Annotated in this window: 23 protein-coding genes; 14 read left to right on the top strand and 9 right to left on the bottom strand. The window is 59.9% G+C overall.

Going from position 1 to position 25,151, the window contains the following annotated elements:
- Window positions 1–195 precede the first annotated feature (195 nt).
- From metX to ERD78_RS05005, 4 genes are all read left to right on the top strand, one after another.
- Window positions 196–1,446, top strand: coding sequence for a homoserine O-succinyltransferase MetX (metX, locus tag ERD78_RS05020; RefSeq protein ID WP_129968126.1), 1,251 nt, complete (start codon window positions 196–198; stop codon window positions 1,444–1,446).
- The gene (metW, locus tag ERD78_RS05015; RefSeq protein ID WP_129968125.1) at window positions 1,443–2,066 is read left to right on the top strand and encodes a methionine biosynthesis protein MetW; all 624 of its coding nucleotides are present in this window, start codon (window positions 1,443–1,445) and stop codon (window positions 2,064–2,066) included. Before metX ends, metW begins: the two co-directional genes overlap by 4 nt.
- Window positions 2,063–3,310, top strand: a complete 1,248-nt coding sequence (locus ERD78_RS05010) for a muropeptide transporter (RefSeq protein WP_425331531.1) — start codon at window positions 2,063–2,065, stop codon at window positions 3,308–3,310. Before metW ends, ERD78_RS05010 begins: the two co-directional genes overlap by 4 nt.
- A gap of 131 nt (window positions 3,311–3,441) precedes the next feature.
- On the top strand, window positions 3,442–5,721 hold the full coding sequence (locus tag ERD78_RS05005; protein WP_245152329.1) for a TonB-dependent receptor: 2,280 nt from the start codon (window positions 3,442–3,444) through the stop codon (window positions 5,719–5,721).
- Between the two features lie 131 nt (window positions 5,722–5,852).
- Here ERD78_RS05005 and ERD78_RS05000 read toward each other — a convergent pair whose 3' ends face one another.
- From ERD78_RS05000 to ERD78_RS04990, 3 genes are all read right to left on the bottom strand, one after another.
- On the bottom strand, window positions 5,853–6,554 hold the full coding sequence (locus tag ERD78_RS05000; protein WP_129968123.1) for a glutathione S-transferase N-terminal domain-containing protein: 702 nt from the start codon (window positions 6,552–6,554) through the stop codon (window positions 5,853–5,855).
- Window positions 6,555–6,625: 71 nt separating this feature from the next.
- Window positions 6,626–7,405 carry an exodeoxyribonuclease III gene (locus ERD78_RS04995; RefSeq protein WP_129968122.1) on the bottom strand — a complete coding sequence of 260 codons (780 nt, stop codon included), beginning with the start codon at window positions 7,403–7,405 and terminating at the stop codon, window positions 6,626–6,628.
- Between the two features lie 98 nt (window positions 7,406–7,503).
- Complete coding sequence (locus tag ERD78_RS04990) at window positions 7,504–7,911, bottom strand: DoxX family protein (RefSeq protein ID WP_129968121.1); 408 nt, start codon at window positions 7,909–7,911, stop codon at window positions 7,504–7,506.
- A 127-nt stretch (window positions 7,912–8,038) separates the two neighbouring features.
- Between ERD78_RS04990 and pyrE the strand changes: the two genes are divergently transcribed.
- Window positions 8,039–8,707, top strand: coding sequence for an orotate phosphoribosyltransferase (pyrE, locus tag ERD78_RS04985; protein ID WP_129968120.1), 669 nt, complete (start codon window positions 8,039–8,041; stop codon window positions 8,705–8,707).
- 47 nt (window positions 8,708–8,754) lie between these two features.
- Here pyrE and gatB read toward each other — a convergent pair whose 3' ends face one another.
- From gatB to gatC, 3 genes are read right to left on the bottom strand one after another with little or no spacing between them, the layout of a single operon-like run.
- On the bottom strand, window positions 8,755–10,209 hold the full coding sequence (gene gatB, locus ERD78_RS04980; protein WP_129968119.1) for an Asp-tRNA(Asn)/Glu-tRNA(Gln) amidotransferase subunit GatB: 1,455 nt from the start codon (window positions 10,207–10,209) through the stop codon (window positions 8,755–8,757).
- A complete protein-coding gene (gene gatA, locus ERD78_RS04975; RefSeq protein WP_129968118.1) occupies window positions 10,209–11,735 on the bottom strand; it encodes an Asp-tRNA(Asn)/Glu-tRNA(Gln) amidotransferase subunit GatA in 1,527 nt (508 codons plus the stop codon). The genes gatB and gatA overlap by 1 nt, the downstream gene beginning before the upstream one ends.
- A gap of 14 nt (window positions 11,736–11,749) precedes the next feature.
- Entirely contained in the window at window positions 11,750–12,058 is a 309-nt protein-coding gene (gatC, locus tag ERD78_RS04970) for an Asp-tRNA(Asn)/Glu-tRNA(Gln) amidotransferase subunit GatC (RefSeq protein ID WP_129968117.1), read from the bottom strand.
- A gap of 230 nt (window positions 12,059–12,288) precedes the next feature.
- Between gatC and ERD78_RS04965 the strand changes: the two genes are divergently transcribed.
- From ERD78_RS04965 to rodA, 5 genes are read left to right on the top strand one after another with little or no spacing between them, the layout of a single operon-like run.
- Window positions 12,289–13,332 (top strand): rod shape-determining protein, encoded by a 1,044-nt coding sequence (locus ERD78_RS04965; protein ID WP_129968116.1) that lies wholly within the window; start codon window positions 12,289–12,291, stop codon window positions 13,330–13,332.
- A gap of 56 nt (window positions 13,333–13,388) precedes the next feature.
- On the top strand, window positions 13,389–14,279 hold the full coding sequence (gene mreC, locus ERD78_RS04960) for a rod shape-determining protein MreC (RefSeq protein WP_129968115.1): 891 nt from the start codon (window positions 13,389–13,391) through the stop codon (window positions 14,277–14,279).
- Window positions 14,257–14,835, top strand: coding sequence for a rod shape-determining protein MreD (gene mreD, locus ERD78_RS04955; RefSeq protein WP_129968114.1), 579 nt, complete (start codon window positions 14,257–14,259; stop codon window positions 14,833–14,835). The genes mreC and mreD overlap by 23 nt, the downstream gene beginning before the upstream one ends.
- Window positions 14,836–14,851: 16 nt before the next feature.
- Window positions 14,852–16,885, top strand: coding sequence for a penicillin-binding protein 2 (gene mrdA, locus ERD78_RS04950; protein WP_129968113.1), 2,034 nt, complete (start codon window positions 14,852–14,854; stop codon window positions 16,883–16,885).
- On the top strand, window positions 16,882–18,018 hold the full coding sequence (rodA, locus tag ERD78_RS04945) for a rod shape-determining protein RodA (RefSeq protein ID WP_129968112.1): 1,137 nt from the start codon (window positions 16,882–16,884) through the stop codon (window positions 18,016–18,018). The genes mrdA and rodA overlap by 4 nt, the downstream gene beginning before the upstream one ends.
- A 28-nt stretch (window positions 18,019–18,046) precedes the next feature.
- Here rodA and mutY read toward each other — a convergent pair whose 3' ends face one another.
- From mutY to ERD78_RS04930, 3 genes are all read right to left on the bottom strand, one after another.
- Window positions 18,047–19,129: an A/G-specific adenine glycosylase gene (gene mutY / locus ERD78_RS04940; RefSeq protein ID WP_129968354.1), complete on the bottom strand. Its 1,083-nt coding sequence runs from the start codon at window positions 19,127–19,129 to the stop codon at window positions 18,047–18,049.
- A gap of 83 nt (window positions 19,130–19,212) precedes the next feature.
- Window positions 19,213–20,121 carry a cell division protein FtsX gene (locus ERD78_RS04935; RefSeq protein WP_129968111.1) on the bottom strand — a complete coding sequence of 303 codons (909 nt, stop codon included), beginning with the start codon at window positions 20,119–20,121 and terminating at the stop codon, window positions 19,213–19,215.
- A complete protein-coding gene (locus tag ERD78_RS04930; protein WP_129968110.1) occupies window positions 20,118–20,786 on the bottom strand; it encodes a cell division ATP-binding protein FtsE in 669 nt (222 codons plus the stop codon). The genes ERD78_RS04935 and ERD78_RS04930 overlap by 4 nt, the downstream gene beginning before the upstream one ends.
- Window positions 20,787–20,950: 164 nt before the next feature.
- On the opposite strand from ERD78_RS04930, the gene ERD78_RS04925 reads away from it, so the two are divergent.
- From ERD78_RS04925 to ERD78_RS04910, 4 genes are all read left to right on the top strand, one after another.
- The gene (locus tag ERD78_RS04925; protein ID WP_129968109.1) at window positions 20,951–21,967 is read left to right on the top strand and encodes an amino acid ABC transporter substrate-binding protein; all 1,017 of its coding nucleotides are present in this window, start codon (window positions 20,951–20,953) and stop codon (window positions 21,965–21,967) included.
- A 146-nt stretch (window positions 21,968–22,113) separates the two neighbouring features.
- Window positions 22,114–23,295 (top strand): amino acid ABC transporter permease, encoded by a 1,182-nt coding sequence (locus ERD78_RS04920; protein WP_129968108.1) that lies wholly within the window; start codon window positions 22,114–22,116, stop codon window positions 23,293–23,295.
- The gene (locus ERD78_RS04915; protein WP_129968107.1) at window positions 23,295–24,395 is read left to right on the top strand and encodes an amino acid ABC transporter permease; all 1,101 of its coding nucleotides are present in this window, start codon (window positions 23,295–23,297) and stop codon (window positions 24,393–24,395) included. The genes ERD78_RS04920 and ERD78_RS04915 overlap by 1 nt, the downstream gene beginning before the upstream one ends.
- Window positions 24,396–24,407: 12 nt before the next feature.
- Entirely contained in the window at window positions 24,408–25,148 is a 741-nt protein-coding gene (locus ERD78_RS04910; RefSeq protein ID WP_129968106.1) for an amino acid ABC transporter ATP-binding protein, read from the top strand.
- Window positions 25,149–25,151 lie beyond the last annotated feature (3 nt).

Raw genomic sequence — 25,151 nt, 5'->3', positions numbered from 1 at the left:
GCACTAACTGAGCGGGCAGGGGCCATGGGCCCGCAGGAGGGGATATCCCCTCGGCTTGTAGGGTGGCGAAGCGCTCGCGGGCCGCACAGTGATAAACTACCGTTTTTCGGGCTGCAGACAGCCTATTGTTACGTAGAGCGCCGATTTGCTTGATCTGCTTGCGGGCGCCTCATAAATCCAGCTAAAGAGGTCCATATGGCCGAAATATCTACTATCACCGCAACGCCCATTCCTGTTCCCGTTGCTGGCGCGTCCTCCGGCCCGGATGCCAACGGCTCCGTTGGCATCGTCTCCCCCCAGATCATCCCTTTCAGCGAGCCTTTGCATCTGGCCAGCGGACAGGTGCTGCCTCATTACGAACTGGCGGTGGAAACATACGGGCACCTCAACGAGCGGCGCAACAATGCGGTGCTGGTCTGCCATGCGCTGAATGCATCGCACCACGTGGCGGGCATCGCCGCCGACAACCCAAAAGATATCGGCTGGTGGGACAACATGGTTGGTCCGGGCAAGGCTGTCGATACAGATAGATACTTCGTGATCGGCGTCAACAATCTGGGTTCCTGCTTCGGATCCACAGGACCTGCAAGCATCAATCCGGCTACCGGGAAACCATGGGGCGCATCGTTTCCCATGCTCACGGTCGAGGATTGGGTGCAGGCACAGGTTCGTCTGGCGGATCATTTCGGAATTGAAAAATTCGCCGCCGTCATGGGCGGCTCCCTGGGTGGCATGCAGGCATTGAGCTGGGCTATTACCTGTCCCGAGCGCATTGGCCATTGTGTCGTCATTGCCAGCACGCCGCGTCTATCCGCGCAAAATATCGGGTTCAATGAAGTCGCGCGCCGCTCCATCATCAGTGATCCCGATTTTCACGGTGGCGACTATTACGCGCACGGAACGGTGCCGCGCCACGGCTTGTCCGTGGCGCGCATGGTGGGGCACATCACCTATTTGTCTGACGAGGACATGGCATCCAAGTTTGGCCGCGCCCAGCGTGCGCCTGGCGACAATGGCGCCTTCCACTATGGCTACGATGTCGAGTTCGAGGTCGAGTCCTATCTGCGCTATCAGGGCGAAAAGTTTTCCACTTATTTTGACGCCAACACGTATCTGCTTATTACGAGAGCACTCGACTATTTCGATCCCAGCCGCAATTGCGGTGGCGATCTGGCGAGCGCACTGCAGCCGGCCCAAGCGGACTTCCTGCTGGTTTCCTTCACGACCGACTGGCGTTTCCCACCGGAGCGCTCCCGCGAGATCGTGCAGGCTCTGCTCAAGAACAAGCGCCCGGTGACCTACGCGGAAATCAATGCGCCGCACGGCCACGATGCATTTCTGCTGGATGATGCGCGGTACCACGCGGTGGTGCAGGGGTATTATGATCGGATCGCCGCGGGGTTGGGGCTGCCGGAACGTCGGCGTACCACAGGAGTGCTGGCGTGAACCAAGCTACTGTTGCCCCGCGCCATGTGCGTGCCGACCTTGTTCGCATTGCAAGCTGGATCGCGCCGAACAGCAGGGTGCTGGACCTTGGCTGCGGCGACGGCACGCTGCTGGCTTATCTGCAAAACAGCAAGAATGTGGTTGGCGCGGGTGTGGAGCTCAATGATGAATCGGTCATTGCCTCGGTCCGGCGGGGCGTGCAGGTAATACAGCAGAACCTCGAAGAGGGCCTGGCGCTTTTCGATAATCAGCAGTTCGATACGGTTGTGCTGTCGCGCACGCTGCAGTCTATGCATCACACCGAACATATTCTGCGCGAGATGGCGCGTGTGGCGCGCTATGGCATAGTGTCCTTTCCCAATTTCGGCCACTGGCCCCATGGCTGGTCCATCCTGCGCGGACGCATGCCCGTCACGGGCGAAATGCCCTATCAGTGGTTCGACACACCCAATATTCATCTGTGTACACTCAAGGACTTCCAGGATCTAGCGGCGTCGCTTGAGTTGCGGGTAACGCAAATGGCCACTTTCAACGGCAATCGTGAGATCAAGGTGCTGCCAGGTTGGCGTAGTACGCTGGCCGTCTACCGTTTCGAGTCGCCTCTCTTCAAGGAGTCCTGACCATCGTCCGCCTGTCCGGTGTCTATGCCAGCCCGCGCGTATTCCCTTTGCTGCTGCTGGGCTTTGCGAGCGGCCTGCCGCTTGCGCTGACAAGCGGCACACTGCAGGCATGGGCGACGCTCGACGGCGTCTCGCTGCAGAACATCGGCTTTCTGACGCTGGTTGGCACGGCCTATACGCTCAAGTTCCTGTGGGCGCCGCTGGTGGACCGGTACGCGCCTCCGTGGCTTGGCCGACGGCGTGGCTGGGTGTTTCTCACGCAGATACTGCTGGCGCTTTCCGTGGCTGCCATGGGCACTCTATCTCCATCTGCGCACCTTGGTTTGCTGGCGGCGCTGGCTGTTCTGGTGGCATTTCTGTCGGCCACGCAGGATATCGCCTTCGACGCCTACAGCACCGACGTTCTGCGACACGAAGAGCGCGCGGCAGGCGCGGCGGTCAAGGTGCTGGGCTATCGGCTGGCCATGATAGTCTCGGGCGGCCTGGCGCTGGTAATCGCCGATCGCTGGCTGGGCTGGCACAATACGTATTATCTGATGGGCGCCTTCATGGCCTTATGCTCTGTGGCCACTGTGTTGGCGCCGGAGCCTGAAGTCGCCGCAAAAACGCCGGCCTCGCTGGTCATGGCCGTTGTCGAGCCGCTGTCAGAGTTCTTCAGTCGCCGTGGCGCATGGTCCATCCTGGTGCTCATTGTCCTGTACAAGCTGGGAGATGCATTTGCAGGCGCCCTGTCCACGACCTTTCTGTTGCGCGGCGCGGGTTTCAGCGCCACAGAAGTGGGCTCCATCAATAAGATCTTCGGTCTGGCCGCGACTATCGCCGGTGCCCTGGCTGGTGGCTCCATTATGGCCCGCTTGGGCTTGTATCGCTCGTTGATGCTGTTCGGCGTGCTGCAGGCGATATCCAATTTTGGCTATTGGGTGCTGGCTGTCACGCCCGCGCACCTGTATTCCATGGCGCTGGTTGTGGCAATTGAAAATCTATGTGGCGGATTGGGCACTGCGGCTTTCGTGGCATTGCTCATGGCATTGTGCCGGCGCGATTTTTCGGCGACGCAGTTCGCGCTGCTGTCCGCCCTGTCTGCCATCGGCCGCACTTATCTGGCTGGCCCGCTTACGCCGGTGCTGGTCGAGTCGGTGGGATGGCCTGGCTTCTTCGCCCTTACGGTCGTGATCGCTCTGCCTGGCTTGCTGCTGCTCTATGTGCGGCGGCCGGAAATCATGCAGCTGGACAGATCTGAATGAGACCGGCTCCCTTCAGGGAAGGGTGGCCATTGCTTTGCCGTTACGCATATATTCTTTACAAAACCTTGCAAACAGGATCACAATAAGAATCTTTCGTGTTTAGATTCCCTTTTTTCTTGCAACAGTCTTTCGTGATCTTCACCAAAGGCCTGCCCTCGATTATGCCTATCAAGACATTGCCCTTCATTTCTCACCGCCTGCCTCGTGTTTCCCGCTACGTCACCCAGATGCGTTCCGCCGCGTGGATTGCCGCGTCGTTGTCCTTGGCTGCCGCAGCACAAGCGCAGACTGTGTCAGATTCGACATCACACGATAGTGTAGAGACACTTGAAACTGTGACCGTGCAGGCAAGCGCGGATGCGTCGGCCAGCGGGCTGTCTCCTGTTTATGCAGGAGGGCAAGTCTCGCAGGGAAGCCGCGTCGGCATCCTCGGCAATATTGATAGTATGGATAGCCCTTTCAGTAGCACTCAGTACACAAGTCAGCTGATACAAGATCAGCAGGCTGGAAGTGTGGGGGACATTCTTCAGAATGATCCAGCAGTCCGAAACGCCCGCGGATATGGAAATTACCAGCAGGTCTATATGATCCGCGGGTTTCCTCTGTACTCCGACGATATAACGTATAACGGCCTCTATGGGCTTCTGCCACGTCAGTATCTGGCGAGTGAGTTTATCGAGAGGTTGGATGTGTTTCGTGGCGCAAGCGCATTTCTGAATGGTGCCGCACCGGGAAATAGTGGCGTCGGCGGATCTGTCAACGTGGTACCCAAGCGCGCTCCCAATGAACCATTGTCACTTGCTACTTTAGGGTGGGAAAGTGGTAATCAAGGCTATGCGTCAGTAGATCTGGCTCGGCGTTTTGGCCCTGATGACAGCACAGGCATTCGTATCAACGCTGCGCGTCATGCGGGAGGTACGGCGGTGGAGGATGAACACCGCGAGCTGAATATGCTTGGGCTTGGTTTGGACTGGCGCGGCGAAAGAGTGCGTTTATCTGCAGACATAGGCTGGCAGGAGCATAACCTGGATCGTAGCCAGCCAAGCGTGACAATCAGCCCCGGGTTAGCGATCCCTGATGCCCCCGACTCGAGTAACAGTCTTGCACCCGATTTCACATACTCGAATGAGAGAGATGTATTCGGTACGATTCGGGGTGAAGTGGATCTGACTGATAAAGTGACTGCGTGGGCTGCTGTGGGTGCAAGAAGTAGCAAAGAATCTTCGTTTCTTTCTTCGCTGACAGTTCTAAATTCCGCTGGTGATATGTCGGTGTCAAGCTCGACGTTCGGAAGAAAGGATCTGATAAAAACGGGAGAAATTGGCTTGAGAGCTAAGTTCGACACTGGAGGTGTCGGACATACCATAAATGCCTCGGCCAACTACTATAATTTCGAAAGTCGTAACGCTTACGTGTTCTTTTCAGATGCGGGCACGTCCAATTTATACGACCCGCGCTATGTCGCGAAGCCGCAGGTGCCGTGGATCGCAGCCGGCGACCTCGATAATCCATATATGCAGTCCAGCACGACGACAGCCAGCTATGCAATCTCGGATACGCTATCGCTCCTCAATGATCGTGTATTACTGACTGCCGGATTGCGTCATCAAAAAATCGAGAACAAATCGTACGACGCTGCAACCGGCGAATATACGCCTCCGCGTACGTCGACCAGTCGCACAACCCCTGTCGCTGGAGTTGTGTTCAAGGCAACGGATGAAATTTCATTATATGCAAACTACATTGAAGGTCTGACCACGATCGGCCCTGCTTCTGGCTTTCCCCCACCAGCCAATCTGGGGGAAACGTTTGAAGCAGTTCGCACCAAGCAGAAAGAGGTTGGAGTCAAATATGATGGTGGCCGTTTTGGAGGAAGCTTGGCACTATTTACGACCAAGCAGCCGCTGGCTTATATCGATCCCACAACAAATTTGTATGGGCCTTATGGTGATCAACGAAATCGTGGTGTAGAGCTGATGATGTTTGGTGAACCCCTGCGTGGTTTGCGTCTTTTGGGTGGTGTAACTTGGCTCGACGCGGAGCAAATGAATACGCAAGCTGGAGTTACTGACGGAAATCGCGTTATTGGTGTGCCACGTACCATGGCAAATTTTGGGGTGGAGTGGGATGTCCCTAAAGTGGACGGACTTACTTTAACGGGCCGTGCGGTTTATACATCATCTGAGTATGCGGATGCCGCTAATACGCAAAAATTGCCCTCGTGGACCCGGTTTGATGTTGGTGCTCGCTACATGACTGATGTGGGCGGCCATTTGCTCACACTGCGGGCAAATGTAATCAACGTTGCAGACAAGAATTATTGGGCTTCTGCGGGCGGTTTTCCAGGGAGTGGGTATCTTGTCTTGAGCACACCGCGGACATTCATGCTGTCGGCCACCCTGGAGTATTAAAGACTAGGATAAGTACATTATCCGCGCGTATATCTGGCTGAGCCCTTGCAGTTACTCAAGATTATAAGTGTACGAAGATGTCTGATAACGTTCGACATCTTCGCTCAGAAATGCGCAATTATTAGACTGTATTAGCCGCGAGGCGGAATATTCAGGCCCTTCTGCACGGCGGGGCGGGCGACGAAGGCATCCAGAACGCGCTGGACGTCCTTGAAGTCGCCGAAACCCACCAGATCGCCGGCACCATAGAAGCCGACGAGGTTGCGTATCCATGGAAAGGTGGCGATGTCCGCAATGCTGTACTCGTCACCCATGATCCAGGCACGGTCTTTCAGATGGCTATCCAATACCTTGAGCAGCCTGCGAGACTCATTGACGTAGCGGTCGCGCGGGCGCTTGTCCTCGAAATCCTTGCCGGCGAATTTGTGGAAGAAGCCGACCTGGCCGAACATGGGGCCGATACCGCCCATTTGAAACATCAGCCATTGCAATGTCTGATAGCGTTCGCCGGCGTTCGGCGAAAGAAAGCGGCCTGACTTGTCGGCAAGATAGACGAGGATCGCGCCGGACTCAAAAAGCGGCAGCGGTTGCCCGTCCGGGCCTTGTGGGTCGATGATGGCAGGGATCTTGTTGTTGGGATTCAGGGAGAGAAATTCCGGCGACGTCTGGTCGTTTGTGTCGAAACTGACCAGATGTGCTTCGTAGGGCAGGCCGGTTTCCTCCAGCATGATGGATACCTTGACGCCATTGGGTGTAGGCAGCGAGTACAGCTGGATGCGGTCTGGATGACGAGCCGGCCATTTGCTGGTGATGGGGAAATCGGATAGTTGCATTGATCGGAACTCCATCTGAAAGGTCATGAGCTATGGTAACGCAGTACGTGAAAGCGCCGTGCTTACGCCCGTCATTCATAGTCGTAATCGATGATCAGCGGCGCATGGTCGCTGAAGCGTTCGTCCTTGTAGATGGTTGCTTGCTGCGCCGTGGCGGCGATGGCTGGTGTCGCGATCTGGTAATCAATGCGCCAGCCTACGTTTTTGGCCCATGCCTGCCCGCGGTTGCTCCACCAGGTATAAGCGTCGCCAGTGGCATCTGGATAGAGGCTGCGGTATACATCCACCCAGCCTATGTCGTCGAAAACGTGTGTAAGCCAGGCACGTTCCTCGGGCAGGAACCCGCTGTTCTTGCGGTTGCCTTTCCAATTTTTCAGGTCGATTTCCTTGTGGGCGATGTTCCAGTCGCCGCACAGAATCACCTGGCGGCCACAGCGGGCAAGGTTCTCGAGGTGCGCGAAGAAATGCTCCATGAACACGTACTTGGCGGCCTGGCGATGGTCTCCGCTGCTGCCGGAGGGCAGGTAAACCGAGATGATGGATAGCGTATCGTAGACGAGTTCGAGATAGCGCCCTTCGGCATCGATTTCGGGCACGCCAAGGCCCTGAATGATTTTCAGCGGCTGCGTGCGTGCATAGAGCCCCACGCCGCTGTAGCCCTTCTTCTCGGCGTAGTGGAAAAAGCCGTAATAGCCCTCGGGGTTGAGCATCGCCGCTGTCAGGTTGTCTGCCTGAGCCTTGAGCTCCTGCATACAGACGAAATCGGCATTCTGCTTGGGCAGCCAGTCGAGAAAGCCTTTGTTGACGGCGGAGCGGATGCCATTGAGATTCGCCGATATGACACGCAGCATGATAGGTTCCGGAAAGAGTGAATATGGCTTCGAACGGCACCCGGCTGTCTGCCAGGTGCCGCACGGCATTTATGACGGATTGAATGCGTTTGTGGTGGCTATGCCTTGTTGCGTGCCGAATCCACGCTCCACGGGCCAGGGCCTGCGAAGAAAATATACAGGTAGGCAAAGCAGTACAGAATGGCCGCGTCGCCGCCATTGAGCACCGGCAGGAACAGGGCGCCCTTGGCTGCCACATGGCCAATAAAGTAGGCTGCCGCCGTGAAGCCGGATGCCAGAAATGCGGCGGGACGGGTAAACAGGCCAATCAGAAGCAGCGCGCCGCACACGAGCTCGATGATGCCCGCCACGCCCATAAGGGAGGCGAGCTGCAGGCCGTCGAACATGCCCACATGGGGCACGCCGAACAGCTTGGCGGTGCCGTGCAGCAGGAGCAGATAACCTGAAACGATACGCAAGATACTCAATACACGTGGCGTCCAGATGGTGCATGCATTCGAACTCATGGTGACCCCCAATTGAAAGATAGCCGTCTGGCGCGAATCGGCCCATCGGCATGGGCAGTGTAATGGAAGGTCTGCGAAAAAGTATATCGATGTACGATAATGTCGGTTTTCCCAAACACCATTTATTATGAGTCCTTCAAGTCACCGCGCCGATTTCGTTCGTTTTTCGCTGGAACAGGGCGTATTGCGCTTTGGCAGCTTCAAAGTCAAGTCAGGCCGCATCAGCCCCTATTTCTTCAATGCGGGCTTGTTCAACACCGGCCGTTCGGTGGGTCGGCTCGGCGGTTTCTATGCCCAGGCGCTTGTCGATTCCGGATTGGCCTTCGACATGCTGTTCGGGCCCGCCTACAAAGGGATTCCGTTGTCGACAGCCACGGCGGTGGCGCTGGCTGATCATCCTGGCTGGACAGGTGACGTGCCCTTTGCCTTCAATCGCAAGGAGGCCAAGGATCATGGGGAAGGCGGAACGCTGGTGGGCGCGCCGCTGCAGGGCAGGGTGGTCATCATAGACGATGTCATAACCGCCGGCACGTCAGTGCGGGAGTCTGTGGATATCATTCGCAACGCCGGCGCGGAGCCGGCCGCCGTGGTCATTGCCCTGGATCGCATGGAGCGCGCGGGGGCCGACGATGCATTGTCGGCGCATTCCGCCGTACAGGACGTGGCCGCCACCTACGGCATGCCCGTGGTGAGTATTGCATCGCTGGAAGACATCATGGCAGTGCTGCGCGATGATCCTGCGCTTGGCGAGCACAAAGAGGCCGTGGCTGCCTACCGCTCCCGCTATGGCGTGTAGGCTCTGCCGCGCGTCAGGCGTGTGCGGCACGACCTGACGCCCTGCGCCTAGCTCAGCTTTTGCTTGAGCAGCTCATTGACCTGTTGCGGGTTTGCCTTGCCTTTGGCCGCTTTCATGACCTGGCCAACCAGCGAATTAAAGGCTTTCTGCTTGCCCGCGCGGTACTCCTCGACAATGGCCGGATGCGCCGCCAGGACCTCGTCTATCATGCCGCTGATGGCGCCCGTATCGCTGATTTGCTTGAGGCCGCGAGCTTCGATGATGGCGTCGGGGTCGCCGCCGTTTTCGCCCGCCCACATGGCACTGAAAACATCGCGCGCCATCTTGTTTGAGATGGTGCCGTCTATGATGCGGGCAATGAGTGCCGCCAGCCTTGCTGGTTCGACCGGGCACGAGGAAATTTCGCGCTCTTCACGATTCAGCGCTGCCGATACCTCGCCCAGCAGCCAGTTGGCGGCCAACTTGGCCTGACCAGCCGGCAGCGCGGCGGCGCAGGCCTCGAAATAGTCTGCCATCGCCCGGTCCATGGTGAGCTGGGCGGCGTCGTAGGCAGTCAAGCCAAGATCGCGCTCGAAGCGCGCGCGTTTTTGGGCCGGCAACGCCGGCATGCTGTTGCGCACTTGCTCCACCCACTCCGTGGCGATGATCAGCGGAGGCAGGTCGGGATCTGGAAAATAACGGTAGTCATGCGCATCCTCTTTACTGCGCATGCTTCGTGTTTCGTCGCGATCTGCATCATACAGGCGGGTTTCCTGCACGATTTTTCCGCCATCTTCCAGTATTTCTATCTGTCGGCGAACTTCGTACTGGATGGCGCGCTCAAGGAAGCGGAAGGAGTTGACGTTCTTGGTTTCCGTGCGGGTACCGAATTCCGCCTGGCCTTTGGGGCGCACGGAGACATTGGCATCCATGCGGAAAGATCCTTCCTGCATATTGCCGTCGCAGATACCCAGCCACACGACCAGCGCATGCAGGGCGCGCCCGTACGCCACCGCTTCGGCAGCCGAGCGCATCTCGGGTTCGGAGACGACTTCAAGCAGCGGGGTGCCGGTGCGATTGAGGTCGATGCCGGTTGATGATTCGCCGTGAGGGCCACGGAAGTTTTCATGCAGAGACTTGCCCGCATCCTCCTCCAGGTGAGCCCGGGTCAGGTTGATGGTTTTCTCGACGCCGTCGACGAAAAAGGAGATCTTGCCTCCCTGGACGACGGGAATCTCGAACTGGCTGATCTGATAGTTCTTGGGAAGGTCAGGATAGAAATAATTTTTGCGCGCGAATACCGACAGGGGAGCAACGTGGGCATCGACGGCCAGGCCGAACTGAATGGCCCGCTCGACAGCGCCGCGATTGAGCACCGGCAGGCTGCCCGGGAGCGCCATGTCGACCTCATTGGCCTGCGTATTGGGCAGAGCGCCAAAGCGCGTGCTGCTGTCAGAAAAAATCTTGGACTGGGTGGAAAGCTGTACGTGCGTTTCCAGCCCGATGACGATTTCCCATTCCATTATGCGTGTTCCGGTTTGCGTTGATGCCAGTCTGTTGCCTGCTGGAAGCAGTCGGCCAGCGCCAGCAGCTTGCCTTCGCTGAAGTAGTTGCCGATGACCTGCAGGCCTATGGGCAGCCGGCCGCTTTCGCCGCCAAAACCGCAGGGCAGCGACATCGCGGGCAGGCCGGCGAGGCTGACGCCCAGCGTGTAGATATCGGCCAGCCAGTCGGCGACGGGATCCTCGCGGTTTTCGCCTATGCGCTTGGCGACGGTCGGCGTGACGGGGCCCATGATGACGTCGCATTGGTGGGCAAAAGCCTGCTGGAAGTCATTGACGATCATGCGGCGCACCCGCTGGGCTTGCAGATAATAGGCGTCGTAGTAGCCATGGGACAAGACGTAGGTGCCGACCATGATGCGGCGCAGGACCTCCGAGCCGAAGCCTTCGGTGCGGGATCGGCTGGTCATTTCGGCCACGTCGCCATATTGGGCGGCGCGATGGCCGTAGCGAACGCCGTCGTAGCGGGACAGGTTGCTGGAAGCCTCGGCGGGGGCGATGACGTAGTAAGTGGGTATGGCCAGCTCGGTGCGGGGTAGGGAGATGCCAACGCGTTCTGCGCCCATGGCTTCGAAGCTGGCGAGGGCCGCTTCAATGGCGCTGGCGACATCGGGCGCCAGACCTGGGCCAAAGAATTCGGCGGGTACACCGATACGCAGCCCTTTCAAGGGCTGGCTGCCTGCTTGCTGACAGCGTTCTGCCTGGGCTTGGAACTGCGCACGGATGCGGCCGGGCGCATTGGTTTGGCCGTCGCAGGTTTCGAGGCTGGTGGCGTCGCGGGGGTCGAATCCGCTCATGGGATCCAATAATTCAAGCAGGTCGCGCGCATGGCGGGCGAGTGGGCCGGCCTGATCCAGGCTAGAGCCGTAGGCAATCATGCCGAAGCGCGAGACCGTGCCGTAAGTGGGCTTGATGCCGCTGACACCGCACAGGGCAGCTGGCTGGCGCACTGAGCCCCCGGTATCTGTGCCTGTGGCCGCCATGACCAGGCCTGCCGCCACTGCCGCTGCAGACCCGCCCGACGAGCCGCCCGGCACGGCGTCGTGATCCCAGGGGTTGCGCACTGGGCCGAAGGCGGAGTTCTCGTTGCCCGAACCCATGGCGAATTCATCGCAGTTGAGCTTGCCCAGGCTGACGGCGCCCGCTTCGCGCAGCCTGCTGACCACCGTAGCGTCGAAAGGGCTGACATAGCCAGCCAGCATTTTGCTGGCGGCCGTGCTGCGCCAGCCTTGCGTGACGAATAAGTCTTTGTGGGCAATGGGGATGCCCGCCAGTGGGGCGGCCTTGGCGCCGGCGGCGAGCAGGCTGTCGGCTTCATCGGCCTGGGCAAAGGTAAGTGCTGGATCTATATGCAGGAAGACATTAAGCGACTGGGCCGCCTGGGCTGCCTGCAGCGCGCTGGAGGCAAGCTCGCGAGCGCTGACGCGATGTGCGCGCAATGCGTCGCGCATGGCGGCGATGCTGTCGAATTCGGTGTGCAGGGACATACTGGATCGCTTTGTTATTCGATGACCGTGGGGACCAGGAAGAGGCCTTCGTGCCGGGCAGGCGCATTGGCCATGAGCGCATCGCGCTGTTCAGCGGTATGCGTGGCGGCAGCCGCGTCTGGCCGCAGGCGCAGGCTAATGTCCTGGTGCGCCGCGAGAGGGTGTGCCATGGGTTCGATGCCCTGGGTGTCGACAGCCTGGAGCTGCTGGATGAGCTGCAGGATGCCGTTCAGCTCGGCCTGTGCCTGCGCGCTTTGCTCGGAAGTCAGTTCGATGCTGGCCAGGCGTGCGATGCGGGCCACATCTTGCTCGGTGATTGCCATGGATGCGAGGGATGGGAAAGGGGTTGCGACGGAGGGCCGCGGTGCCGTTGGAGGCGAGAGGCCCTGGTTACATAATAAATATGCCGTTAATTGAGCTATTTCAGAGGCAATTATAAGTTATCATTGCTGGTTTAATTCGTTAGTCAAATTTCAGGCGCCTATGCTGGGCTGGTCGGCTGCCCCGCGCTGACGGATTCCCTTCTGTATTCCTTTGATATCATCGAGCGCCCATGTTCGGATTCCTTCGCAGTTACTTTTCCACCGACATGGCGATCGACCTCGGTACCGCCAATACCCTTATCTACGTTCGCGGCAAGGGTATCGTGCTGGATGAGCCATCGGTCGTCGCCATTCGCCACGACGGCGGCCCCAGCGGCAAGAAAATCATTCAGGCGGTCGGGCGCGAAGCCAAGCAGATGCTGGGCCGCGTACCGGGCAACATCGAGGCCATCCGGCCCATGAAGGACGGTGTCATCGCCGATTTCACCGTCACCGAGCAAATGCTCAAGCAGTTCATCCGTATGGTGCATCCGCGCAGTATGTTCGCACCCAGTCCGCGCATCATTGTCTGCGTGCCTTGCGGCTCCACCCAGGTCGAGCGGCGCGCAATCCGCGAGTCGGCGCTGGGCGCGGGGGCCAGCCAGGTCTATCTCATCGAAGAGCCCATGGCGGCGGCCATCGGCGCCGGGCTGGCCGTATCCGACGCCAGCGGATCCATGGTGGTGGACATCGGTGGCGGTACCACCGAAGTGGCCATCATCTCCCTGGGCGGCATGGTGTACAAGGGTTCGGTGCGCGTCGGCGGAGACAAGTTCGACGAAGCGATCATCAACTACATCCGCCGCAATTACGGCATGCTTATCGGCGAACCTACCGCCGAGCTCATCAAGACGCAGATCGGCTCAGCTTTTCCGGGCTCGGAAATCCGCGAGATCGAGGTCAAGGGCCGCAATCTTTCCGAGGGCGTTCCCCGCAGTTTCACGGTATCGTCCAACGAAATTCTCGAATCGCTCACCGATCCGCTCAACCAGATCGTGTCCGCCGTCAAGACGGCATTGGAGCAGACGCCACCGGAACTTGGCGCCGATATCACGGACAAGGGTATTGCGCTCACCGGCGGGGGCGCCTTGCTGCACGATCTCGACCGGCTGCTCCAAGAGGAAACCGGCCTGCCGGTTGTTGTGGCTGAAGATCCTCTCACGTGCGTTGTGCGCGGCTGCGGGGAGGCTCTCGAGCACCTCGAGCGCCTGGGCACGGTGTTTATTTACGACTGATTCTCTGCTTTCCGGGCCCGGCAGGCGGGGCGCCGGGCCATTTAGTTCTTTTCCCCATGCAAGAATCCGGCACGATCAGGCTCTTCAAGCGCGGCCCCACTGCCGAACTGCGGCTGCTCGTGCTTGTGATTCTGGCCGTGGCCCTTCTGGTGGGCGACGCACGCTGGGCGGTGCTTGAACCCGCCAGGCAGGCCATTTCCGTCTTTCTGTATCCCTTCCAGCGCCTTATGCTTGCGCCGCGCGATGCGGTGGAGCACTTCAACGACTGGAAGGACGCCGCATCGCTTGCGCGTTCCGAGAAAGAGGCCCTGCAGCGCCAGCGCATCGAACTGGCGCAGCTGTCCACCCATGCGGCACAGCTTGCCACCGAAAACGAACAGCTTCGCCGCCTGCTGAAAGTGGCGGACGAAGTGACCCAGCCGTCCGTCGCGGTCGAAGTGCTTTACGAGCCGCCCAATGCGTTCTCGCGCCACCTGATTTTCAACAAGGGATCGTCCAGCGGCATCAAGCCGGGGATGCCGCTTATCGACGAGGGCGGCATAGTCGGGCAGATAGTGCGCGTCACGCCTTTCACCTCCGAGGCGGCTTTGCTTACGGACGACACGGTGTCCATACCCGTCCAGGTGCTGCGCAACGGACTGCGGCTCATTGCCTTCGGCGGCAATGTATCCGGCAAGGTCGAAGTGCGCTATCTTACGGGTGATGTCGACCTGGTGCCCGGCGATGTGCTCATTACCAGCGGCATAGGCGGGCTCTTTCCGGCGGGGCTCTCTGTCGCCACGGTCGACACCATCGTGCGCGATCCAGCCACGGGCTTTGCCCTTGCGCGGGCCACCCCCTTGTCGCATCCGGAGCGCCACCGGCATTTTCTGGTCCTGCTGGTCGATGTATCGCCGCAGGATCTTGATCAGGAAGGACTGAGCCATGTCCCCGCAATCGGACAATAGGGCGCGCGTGCTGCGCCGGCCCGCGTCGTCGCTCAGCTCGCTCGAACCCATCGACACCTCTCCGTTCAAGCGGCCGTCCAACTGGCTGTTCGTCTGGTTCACTGTCATTCTGATATGGCTGATTTCGCTGTTGCCATGGCGTCTCTGGCAGCCTGCGCCCGACCTGCTGCTGCTGGTGCTCGCCTTTTGGTGCCTGCATGAGCCCCAGCGTGTAACCATGCTCACCGCCTTTGTGTTTGGCTTGCTTATGGACGTGCACGACGGCATGCTGCTGGGCGGCCATGCCCTGGTCTATTCCCTCGCCGCCTACGGTGCCGTCATGCTGCACCGGCGCCTCCAGCATTTCAATGCGGTCATCCAGGCCATGCACATGCTGCCTGTGTTTCTGGTGTCCGAAACGCTGGGCCAGCTTGTCTACGCCTGGGTTGCAGGCGAGTGGGGAGGCTGGCAGTGGCTTTGGTCCGTGTTGTTCACCGCGGTGCTCTGGCCGCTGGCTGACATCCTTCTGTTGCTGCCCCAGCGTAGGCTGGACGAGAAAGACGCGGGCTCGGTCTAGGTCGACGCGAGAGCCTATGTTCGAGTTCAAGAAAACCACCCACCACCAGAAGCGGCGCATGATGATACGCGCCCTGGTGGCGGGCGCGTTCGTCATGGTGTGCTTCCTGGGCCTGGCCGCGCGGCTATGGTATCTGCAGGTGGTCCGCTACGAGGGTCTGGCCGCAAGGGCCGACCGCAACCGTATCGCCATTGTCCCGCTGCCGCCGAGGCGGGGGGAAATTCTTGACCGGAACGGCGTGGTGCTCGCGCGCAATTATCGCGATTACACGTTGTCGGTAACGCCCGCCAACATGGACCGCGATGTGGCGCAGATGCTCGACGACCTGGGTCATCTTGTATACCTGAGCGCGGGAGACCGCCGCCGCTTTGTCCGCAATGTCGGCCAGACCGGGCGCTATTCCTCCATTGTGCTGCGGAACAACCTGAACGACGTCGAGGCTTCCTGGTTTGCCGCCCACGCCTACAAGTTCCCAGGTGTGGAGTTGAGTGCAAGATGGGTGCGGGAGTACCCCGAAGGCGAGGCCGCCGCGCACGTCCTGGGCTATGTGGGGCGCATCTCGGAAGCGGACCAGGACATGCTCGAGAAGGAGGGGCGTCTTGGCAACTACCGCGGCAGCAATACCATAGGCAAGAAAGGGATAGAAAAAACCTGGGAAGAGGCGCTGCATGGCCGTACGGGAATAGAGGAGGTCGAAGTCACGGCGACGGGCCGGCCCGTCCGAACCTTGAGCCGGGTCGATCCCCTTCCGGGCGCCAACTTGCATCTATCGCTGGATATCAACCTGCAGAAGGTTGCCGAAGCGCAGTTCAAGGGCGAGCGCGGCGCCTTGGTGGCCATCGAGCCGCGCACGGGAGAAGTGCTGGCGTTTGTATCGGCACCATCGTTCGATCCGAATCTGTTCATAGACGGCATCGATGTCGAAAACTGGCGCAAGCTCAATGAGTCCCCCGACCATCCCCTGATTAACCGGCCGTTGTACGGCACCTATCCCATTGGCTCGACATACAAGCCATTCGTTGCTCTGGCTGCGCTTGAACTGGGTGTGCGGTCGGCCACCGAACGCATTCCGGATCCAGGCTATTTCGAACTCGGAGGCCAGCGCTTTCGCAATGCGGGCGGCGCCGTGTATGGCCCCACCGACATGCATCGCGCCATCGTGAAGTCGTCCGATACGTATTTCTATTCGCTGGGACCTGAAATCGGCGTGGACAGGCTGCACGACTTCACAAAGCAGTTCGGTTTCGGACAGATCACCGGCATAGATCTGGACGGCGAGCGTCGGGGCATTCTGCCCTCGAAGGAATGGAAGCGGAAAACCTACAAGAAGCCCGAGCAGCAGCACTGGTATGCCGGGGAATCGGTATCGGTGGCGGTGGGCCAGGGATATAACGCGTTCACGCTGTTGCAGCTTGCGCAGGCTACGGCCGTGCTTGCCAACAATGGCGTTTATATGCGCCCTCACCTTGTCAGCGACGTGGAGGATGTGCGCACGGGGCGGCTCAAGCCTACTGTGACCAAGCCCATGTACACCATTCCGCTAAAGCCTGAGAACCTGAAGGTCATCCACGATGCCATGGCGGATGTGGTTCGCGTCGGGACGGCCCGTGCCGCTTTTAAGGGCGCCACATACCAGGCGGCTGGCAAGACCGGTACGGCCCAGGTATTCAGCTTGCGGGGAGAGCGATATCGCGCTGACCAGCTTGATGAGCGTCTGCGCGACCATTCCCTGTTCATGGCATACGCCCCGGTGGAAAATCCCCAGATCGCGGTGGCCCTGATCGTTGAAAACGGCGGGTGGGGCGCCACCGTGGCAGCGCCCATTGCGCGTACCATTTTCGATTACTGGCTCGATCCGGACAGGCGGCGGGCCCGTGAGCTTGCGGCGGATGCGGTGGGGGCCGTTGCGTCTGGCGGCCTGGCGGGCGTTGAGGCCGCCGAGGCAAAAATCCGGGATGCCCACGATGGCAATGCGCCTGATGCCCCCCGCCATACGCCGCCGGTCGCGCGGCCGGAAACCGATCCCGCCAGCACGGAGGCAGGCCGATGAAACGCATACTCTACTGGCTGCATCGCGCCTTTGGCGCCTTTGATCCGCCGCTGCTGGCGCTGCTGGTCATGATGGCGCTGCTGGGGCTGACCGTCATGCATTCGGCCGTCGGCGGAACCGACTGGCGTTTTGCCGATCAGTCCCGCAATTTCCTGATTGCCCTTGTTGTAATGTGGGCGATTGCCATGACGCCGCCGCCTGTATTAATGAAAATGGCGCCGTATTTCTATGGCCTGGGCGTGCTGCTGCTGCTTGGCGTGGAATTTTTTGGCGAGACCAGCAAGGGTGCGACGCGCTGGCTGGACTTGGGTGTGGTGCGCATCCAGCCATCGGAAATGCTCAAGATCGCTGCCCCCATGATGCTGGCCTGGTATTTCCATCGGAATCAGGGCCGTCTGCGCGTGGTGGACTTTCTGGTGGCCGGCGTACTCCTTGCCGTTCCGTTTGGGCTCATCGTCCTGCAGCCTGACCTGGGCACGGCCCTGTTGGTCTTTGCCACGGGCTTTTTCGTCATCTATTTTGGCGGCCTGTCATTCCGGTTGCTCATACCGCTCACCATCGCCATCGTCATTGGCTTGGGCACGCTGGTTTACTACGAGAAGGACATCTGCCAGCCCGATGTCGATTGGGTGGTACTGCACGATTACCAGAAATTCCGGGTTTGCACATTGCTCGACCCGAGTTCCGACCCCTTGGGCAAGGGCTTTCACACCATTCAATCCATGATAGCCGTCGGATCCGGAGGCATTTATGGAAAAGGCTACATGAAGGGCACGCAGACCCACCTGGACTTCATCCCCGAACGCACCACCGACTTCATTTTTGCCGTCTACGCCGAGGAGTTCGGCCTGTACGGAGGAATCATGATGCTGGTGCTCTATCTGTTGATCATCGCCCGCGGCCTGACCATTGCCATGCGGGCGCATACCCAGTTTGGCCGGCTGATGGCCGGATCCATGGCCATGATGTTCTTTGCCTATGTCTTTGTGAACGTCGGCATGGTAACCGGCATATTGCCGGTGGTCGGGGTGCCGTTGCCTTTCATGAGCTACGGCGGGACGGCCTTGATGACATTGGGCATAGCCAGCGGGCTGCTGATGAGCATCGGGCATTACCGGCCTGTGCGACACTGAAAGCCTGCTGCCGGCCGATTGAGGCCGATCAGGCGCCGGACTGCGCCGGAAACAGGCCCGTCAATATCTTGCGCACGGGCGCGGGCAGCGCGGTATCCGCTAGGGAGGCTATGGGAACCCAGGCCCTGGCATCGGTTTCTCGCAAGGCGGGCGGGACGTGGCTGGCTTGCAGCAGCCACGGGTCTATATCCAGCCGGAAGTGTGTGAAGACGTGCGTCAGGCCCGCCATGCGTTGCGGAGAACCCGCCGCGCCGCAGGCAGCCTGCAGATCCTGGGCCTGATCAAAGCGTGGAAGGCTCCAAAGGCCGCCCCAGATGCCTGGCGAAGGTTGCTCCTCAAGCAGTATCTGATCATCGCACACCGCAACCAGCATGGCACAGTTTCGTTGAGGTATGGGCTTTTTTGCGCGCGGCGTGGGTAACGACTGCTGGCAGCCATGCTGCCGGGCATGGCAGTCTTGAGTGAGCGGGCAAGCATCGCAGCGCGGCCGCGAGCGGGTACAGACCATGGCGCCAAGATCCATCAGGCCCTGAGTGTAGGCCGTCATGTCCAGATCGGCGGGTGCGTTGTCCACCATGGCGCGAGCCAGCCCCCAGAGAGCATTTTCAGTGCGACGCAAGCCTGGCTGGCCGTGTACGCCGAAAAAGCGCGCAAATACGCGCCTCACGTTGCCGTCCATGATGGGGCTGCGTTCGCCTTGCGAAAAGGCTGCGATGGCGGCAGCCGTGGAAGCGCCGATGCCGGGGAGGGTGGCGATGTCCGCGGCCTGAACGGGAAAGCGCCCATCCCATTCATTGCAAACCACCTGAGCGCAACGGTGAAGATTGCGCGCGCGGGCGTAGTAGCCCAGCCCTGCCCAGTAGGGCATGACTTCTTCCTGTGTTGCGCTGGCCAGCGTCTGGATATCGGGAAAGCGTTTGAGGAACCGCTCGTAATAGCCTACGACAGTACTGACTTGCGTCTGCTGGAGCATGATTTCCGACAGCCAGATCCGGTAGGGGTCGCGCGTGTCCTGCCAGGGCAGGCCGCGGCGGCCGTGTCGGATCTGCCAGCGCGCAATCTTTGCCGCGAACTCCTTGGTGATGTGGGGAGCAGGCGCTGCGGAGGCCATCTGCATCGTATTGCCGCCGGAGGTGTCCGTAGCGGATTGCGCAAGCGGGCGCCCGCCCAGGGAAGCCTTGGGAACGTTAGCCATCAGACCCGCGTATTGCGCGTTACGGACCAGCGGGCGGACAGTGCGCACAGGATGACGATGATCAGGAGGCTGAGCAGCAGGTCGAGACGGTCGGGCAGGTGCAGTTCAAGTTCTGCGCCATAGCTCCTGGCCAACCTGGCCAGGGCGGCATTGAGGGGAAACAGGCAAAGCGAGGCGAGCCCGACAGCCACGGCGCTGGATATCAGGCCGCTGAGCGCGCCCAGGTAGAGGAAAGGCCGACGGACGAAGGATTCCGTGGCGCCGACCAGGCGCGCAACGCCGATTTCCTCTCTTTGTGTCAGCGCCTGCATGCGCACGGTATTGAAAACGGTGGCCAGAACGACCAGGGTGACCCCGCCGGCCAGCAGAATCAGGCCGATACGCGCAAAGCGCAGCAGAGCCTCGAGGCGGCGGACCCACTCGCTGTCCAACTGTACTTTGTCCACCTGATCGAGCTGCTGCCACGATTGCGCCAGCGTGGTGGCGACGCCGGAGAAATTTTCGGTTTCGCGCAGTGTGACGACGACCGCGTCAGGTAACGGGTTGCCCGGCAAGGCCGCCAGCGCATCGCGCCAGGACGGGTTGTCCTTGAGCTTTTCCAGAGCCTGGTCGCGTGTAACGACGCGCGCCTGCTGGATGTCGTCCGCATAGTCGCGCCGCAGCCGCTCGGCCAGGCTATTTGCGGCGGACGGCGGCGCCGACAGTTTCATGAAAAGCGTGATCTCTGGCGATACCGGGATATCGCGGGCGACGGGCTGTACCGAGACCAGGATGGACGCGGCCAGCAGCGGGATGGTCAAGGCCAGGCTGATGACCATAATATTGGACAGCGACGAAAAGGGCTGCGTGAGCAGCCGCCGCAAAGCAACGCGCAATGCGTAGCGGTGTTGTCTGAGCCAGCGTCTCATGCCACACCTCTCAAGTCGAAGAAACGGCCGTCCTCTATGCGCAATGTTCGCGATGCGTAAGAGGTCATCAGCGGCTTGTCGTGCGACGCTATGAGCGTGGTGACGCCGACCCGGTTGAAGTCGCGGAACACATCCAGGATGCGGCGGCCGGTTTCCTGGTCGAGGTTGGCCGTGGGCTCGTCGGCGATCAGAATGGTTGGCCTGTTGACGATGGCCCGTGCAATGGCCAAACGCTGCTGTTCGCCGCCTGATATTTCAACAGGATTGAGGTCCTCCTTGCCTGCCAGGCCTACTTTTTCCATGGCCGCGCGTGCGCGGTTGCGGGCCTGGCGTCTGTCGAGACCAATGACCGCCAGCGGCAGCATGACATTGTCGATGGCACTGCGGTCATAAAGAAGATGCATGTCCTGCAGTATGACGCCCACGGCGCGGCGCAGGTAAGGGCGCGCCCGGGCCGGCATCCTGTCGATGCGATGGCCGTTGACATGCACGGATCCGCGGCTGGGCGGCTCCAGGCCTCCTATGAGTTTGAGCAGCGTGGATTTACCCGCTCCCGAAGGCCCGGACACGAAAATGAACTCGCCGGGCTCGACGCGAAAATTAATGTCGGCGAGGATATTGCGCCCGCGCCCATAGGATTTGAAGACGTGCTGGAATTCGATCATGACGGAAAAAATGTGTGAAGCCTAATGATAACGTTCCGCAAGGGATATCCCTCATGTTTTTAATAATTACCAACAGCTACGATGCAAAACGAAAAGATTCGCTGGCACCGGCCACACCCGGCCACGTGCTGGTCAAATGATACCTACAACCAAGAGGTACCCTTATGAAATTCGTCACAGCAGCAGCTCTGGGTTTATCAATCTTTGCATTTGGCGCCGCGGCACAGGCAGGAGAGACTTATGATGCCGTCAAGGCCAAAGGCTACGTCCAGTGCGGCGTGCATACCGGCTTGCCGGGGTTTTCCATTGCCGACAGCAAGGGCCAATGGTCCGGCATCGACATTGACATGTGTCGGGCGATTGCCGCCGCCATGTTCGGCGATGCCAGCAAGTTCAAGACTACGCCGGTGACGACGCAGCAGCGTTTCACGGCGCTGCAGTCTGGCGAGATCGACGTGCTGACGCGCAATACCACCGCCACCATGACACGCGACACCACGCTGGGTCTGATGAGCGCCGGCATCAACTACTATGACAGCCAGGGCATCATGGTGGCCAAGAGCCTGGGCATCAAGAGTGCCAAGGAACTGAGCGGTGCAGCCGTATGCGTGCAGCCGGGCACCACGACGGAACTGAATCTGGCCGACTGGTTCCGTTCGCACAATCTCGAATTCAAGCCTGTGGTTATCAACAGCCCGGACGAAGCGATGCGCTCCTACGCGGCGGGCCGGTGCGATGCCTATACAACCGATAAATCGGGTCTGGCCACTATACGTACCACGCTTGCGAATCCGGACGACCATGTGATTCTGCCGGAGGATTTTTCCAAGGAGCCGCTTGGTCCCATGGTGCGGCAGGGCGACGATACGTGGTTCATGGTCGTGCGCTGGGCGCTCAATGCCATGATCGAGTCCGAAGAGTACGGCATTACGTCCAAGAATGTCGACGAGATGCTCAAGAGCTCCAACCCCAATATCCAGCGAATCCTGGGTGTTACAGGGGAAATGGGCAAAGGCCTCGGCCTGGACAAGAAATGGGCTTACAACATCGTCAAGCAGGTGGGCAACTATGGCGAGTCGTTCGAACGCAATCTTGGCATGAGCACACCCATGAAGCTTGAGCGCGGCCTGAACGCGCAATGGAAGGATGGCGGCCTGATGTACGCCTGGCCGATCCGCTAAGCCTGGCGGACGCAGGCAGAGTTGCCGCGGGAAGGGCCCGACCATCCGTCTGGCCCGCCTGCCCAGTCATCCGGACGCCGAGGCGTGCCGGTGGCTGGCGCGGTTCAGGCCTGCGGCGCGGTTTACATTTTCTGTAGCTGGTACCCATGGCGACCAAAGCTCCCGCTCCCCGTCCAAAGCGGCGCCTGTCCTGGAACGATCCTGGCATACGCGCGCTGATTTATCAGGTCCTGGTTGTAGGCATAGTCGGTGCCATCATCTGGTATCTGGTCTCCAACACACTGCACAATCTGGCTGTTCGCAACATCGCCACCGGTTTCGGTTTTCTGCACCGGGAGGCTGGCTTCGCCATCGGCGAAACCATGGTGGACTACACGCCTGCCGATACCTACGGTCGTGCCATCTGGGTAGGCATACTGAATACCCTGCGTGTGTCGGTCATCGGGATTGTGCTGGCCACGATATTCGGCACCATCCTGGGTGTGGCGCGTCTGTCTTCCAACTGGCTGGTGTCACGCATGGCGGGCATCTATGTAGAGGTGATGCGCAACATTCCGCTGCTTTTACAGCTGTTTTTCTGGTACGCCATCATCACGGAAATCATGCCTGGCCCGAGGCAGGCACTGCACCCCATTCAAGGCATCTTCATTTCCAACCGGGGGCTGAAGCTGCCCGCGCTGGTTGGCGACGGGCTAGACTGGATGCTGGCTGGCCTGGGCATTGCCATTGTGGCCATCCTGGCCATTGCGCATTGGGCCCGCAGGCGTCAGGAAGCCACAGGCAGGATCTTTCCGCTGGGGCGCACGGCCGTATTGCTGATTGTCGCGCTGCCGGTGCTGGCCTGGCTGCTGGGCGGTGCGCAGCTCAAGATCGAATACCCCGAACTCAAGGGCTTCAATTTCCAGGGCGGCATTACGCTCAGCCCTGAGTTTGCTGCCCTGCTGGCCGGTCTGGTGCTTTACACTTCGGCATTCATTTGCGAGGTGGTGCGCTCGGGCATCCAGGCTGTCAGCAAGGGGCAGTGGGAGGCAGCCGGCTCGCTCGGGCTGCCGCGTGGGCGCATGTTGCGGCTGGTGATTCTGCCGCAGGCGCTGCGCGTGATTGTGCCACCCATGACCAGCCAGTACCTGAATCTCACCAAGAACAGTTCGCTGGCCGTGGCAATTGGATATCCGGATATTGTTTCCGTGGTCAACACCACCTTGAATCAGACTGGCCAGGCTATTGAAGGCATTCTCATTATCATGGCGGCCTACCTGACCGTCAGCCTGTCCATCTCCATATTCATGAACTGGTACAACAAGCGCATAGCGCTGGTGGAGCGTTGATGGCTGCCAATCCCGCTACCCTGAACTCGGGCGACCGTCCGCCCCAGATGCACGAGGGCATCATTGGCTGGCTGCGCACCCGTCTGTTTTCCACGCCGCTCAACGCCTTGGTGACCGTGCTGATCGCATGGCTGCTGCTGATGTCCATCCCGGCGCTGTTCGAATGGCTTTTCATCAAAGCCGATTTCGGCGCGACGACATCCCAGGAGTGCCGGGCTTCGGGCGGCGCATGCTGGGCTTTTATCGCCGAGAAGCACCGGCTTATTCTATTTGGGGTCTATCCCTACGAGGAACAATGGCGGCCATTGATTGCAAGTGTCATCCTGGTGGCGGTCATAATCTGCAGCTGCATGCGCCGCTTCTGGCGCCCGTCGCTGGCCCTGATCTGGATCGTCGCGCTAGTGGTGGTGGCCGTCCTTATGTGGGGAGGGGTGCTGGGCCTGCAGTACGTCTCCAATGACCGCTGGGGCGGCTTGCCGCTCACGCTGATCCTGTCCACCTTTGGCATTGCCTTTGCATTTCCATTCGGCCTGCTGCTGGCGCTCGGACGACGCTCAAACATGCCGGCGGTCAAGGCAATCAGCGTCATCTATATCGAGCTGATCCGCGGCGTACCGCTTATCAGCCTGTTGTTCATGTCGTCGGTGATGCTTCCCCTGTTTCTGCCGGAAGGGTTCAGCATAGACAAACTGCTGCGCGCGCAGATCGCCATCATCCTGTTTGCGGCCGCCTATATTGCCGAAACGGTGCGAGGTGGCCTGCAGGCTATTCCCAAGGGGCAGTACGAGGGGGCCGACTCGATCGGCCTGACTTACTGGCAGCAGATGCGCAAGATAATTCTGCCGCAGGCGCTGAAGGTGGTTATTCCGCCGCTGGTCAGTATTTTCATCGCCCTGTTCAAGGATACGTCGCTGGTTGTGATCATTGGTATTTTCGACCTGACTCAGGCGGCCAAGACGGCTGTGTCGGATGCGGCATGGCGCGGGTACAGCACGGAAGCCTACCTGTTCATTGCTGTCATCTACTTTATTTTCTGCTTTTCGATATCCCGCTACAGCAGGCACTTGGAGCATGTGCTTGCGCGGGGGCACGAGCGTTGAGGGAGTACTAGCATGGCCGAGGCCATTATCCGCATGGAAGACGTCAACAAATGGTATGGCCAGTTCCATGTGCTGCGCAATATCAACCTGGATGTGGCACCCAGTGAGCGCATTGTTATCTGCGGGCCTTCGGGGTCGGGCAAATCCACGATGATACGTTGCATCAATCGCCTTGAGGAGCATCAGCAGGGCCAGATCATCGTGGATGGCACGGAACTCACCAACGACCTGAAGCAGATCGAAGCCATACGGCGTGATGTCGGCATGGTTTTCCAGCACTTCAATCTTTTTCCCCACCTTACCGTGCTTGAGAACTTGACGCTGGGGCCGGTATGGGTGCTCAAGAAGCCTAAGGCGGAGGCTGAAGCCACGGCCATGAAATACCTGGAGCGCGTGCGCATTCCCGATCAGGCGTCCAAGTATCCTGGGCAGCTTTCGGGCGGGCAGCAGCAGCGCGTGGCCATTGCGCGTTCGCTGTGCATGAACCCCAAGATCATGCTGTTCGATGAGCCAACCTCGGCGCTGGACCCGGAAATGGTCAAGGAGGTGCTGGACGTCATGGTGGGCTTGGCCCAGGAAAGCGGCATGACCATGCTGTGCGTGACGCACGAGATGGGTTTTGCGCGCAAGGTTGCGGATCGCGTCATTTTCATGGATCAGGGTGAGATCATCGAAGAGAATACGCCGGACGAGTTTTTCGACAACCCCCAGAACGAACGCACCAAGCTTTTCCTGAGCCAGATTCTGCACTGACGT

The sequence above is a fragment of the Allopusillimonas soli genome, from assembly GCF_004153445.1.
In the GTDB taxonomy this organism is placed as follows: domain Bacteria; phylum Pseudomonadota; class Gammaproteobacteria; order Burkholderiales; family Burkholderiaceae_B; genus Allopusillimonas; species Allopusillimonas soli.
This window is presented reverse-complemented; position numbering and strand designations above follow the sequence as displayed.

Excerpts from the sequence above, each read along its gene's own strand:
- metX (WP_129968126.1), top strand. The coding sequence starts at position 196 with ATGGCCGAAATATCTACTATCACCGCAACGCCCATTCCTGTTCCCGTT.
- ERD78_RS05000 (WP_129968123.1), bottom strand. The coding sequence starts at position 6,554 with ATGCAACTATCCGATTTCCCCATCACCAGCAAATGGCCGGCTCGTCAT.
- ERD78_RS04995 (WP_129968122.1), bottom strand. The coding sequence starts at position 7,405 with ATGCTGCGTGTCATATCGGCGAATCTCAATGGCATCCGCTCCGCCGTC.
- ERD78_RS04990 (WP_129968121.1), bottom strand. The coding sequence starts at position 7,911 with ATGAGTTCGAATGCATGCACCATCTGGACGCCACGTGTATTGAGTATC.
- pyrE (WP_129968120.1), top strand. The coding sequence starts at position 8,039 with ATGAGTCCTTCAAGTCACCGCGCCGATTTCGTTCGTTTTTCGCTGGAA.
- gatB (WP_129968119.1), bottom strand. The coding sequence starts at position 10,209 with ATGGAATGGGAAATCGTCATCGGGCTGGAAACGCACGTACAGCTTTCC.
- gatA (WP_129968118.1), bottom strand. The coding sequence starts at position 11,735 with ATGTCCCTGCACACCGAATTCGACAGCATCGCCGCCATGCGCGACGCA.
- gatC (WP_129968117.1), bottom strand. The coding sequence starts at position 12,058 with ATGGCAATCACCGAGCAAGATGTGGCCCGCATCGCACGCCTGGCCAGC.
- ERD78_RS04965 (WP_129968116.1), top strand. The coding sequence starts at position 12,289 with ATGTTCGGATTCCTTCGCAGTTACTTTTCCACCGACATGGCGATCGAC.
- mreC (WP_129968115.1), top strand. The coding sequence starts at position 13,389 with ATGCAAGAATCCGGCACGATCAGGCTCTTCAAGCGCGGCCCCACTGCC.
- mreD (WP_129968114.1), top strand. The coding sequence starts at position 14,257 with ATGTCCCCGCAATCGGACAATAGGGCGCGCGTGCTGCGCCGGCCCGCG.
- mrdA (WP_129968113.1), top strand. The coding sequence starts at position 14,852 with ATGTTCGAGTTCAAGAAAACCACCCACCACCAGAAGCGGCGCATGATG.
- rodA (WP_129968112.1), top strand. The coding sequence starts at position 16,882 with ATGAAACGCATACTCTACTGGCTGCATCGCGCCTTTGGCGCCTTTGAT.
- mutY (WP_129968354.1), bottom strand. The coding sequence starts at position 19,129 with ATGGCCTCCGCAGCGCCTGCTCCCCACATCACCAAGGAGTTCGCGGCA.
- ERD78_RS04935 (WP_129968111.1), bottom strand. The coding sequence starts at position 20,121 with ATGAGACGCTGGCTCAGACAACACCGCTACGCATTGCGCGTTGCTTTG.
- ERD78_RS04930 (WP_129968110.1), bottom strand. The coding sequence starts at position 20,786 with ATGATCGAATTCCAGCACGTCTTCAAATCCTATGGGCGCGGGCGCAAT.
- ERD78_RS04925 (WP_129968109.1), top strand. The coding sequence starts at position 20,951 with ATGAAATTCGTCACAGCAGCAGCTCTGGGTTTATCAATCTTTGCATTT.
- ERD78_RS04920 (WP_129968108.1), top strand. The coding sequence starts at position 22,114 with ATGGCGACCAAAGCTCCCGCTCCCCGTCCAAAGCGGCGCCTGTCCTGG.
- ERD78_RS04915 (WP_129968107.1), top strand. The coding sequence starts at position 23,295 with ATGGCTGCCAATCCCGCTACCCTGAACTCGGGCGACCGTCCGCCCCAG.
- ERD78_RS04910 (WP_129968106.1), top strand. The coding sequence starts at position 24,408 with ATGGCCGAGGCCATTATCCGCATGGAAGACGTCAACAAATGGTATGGC.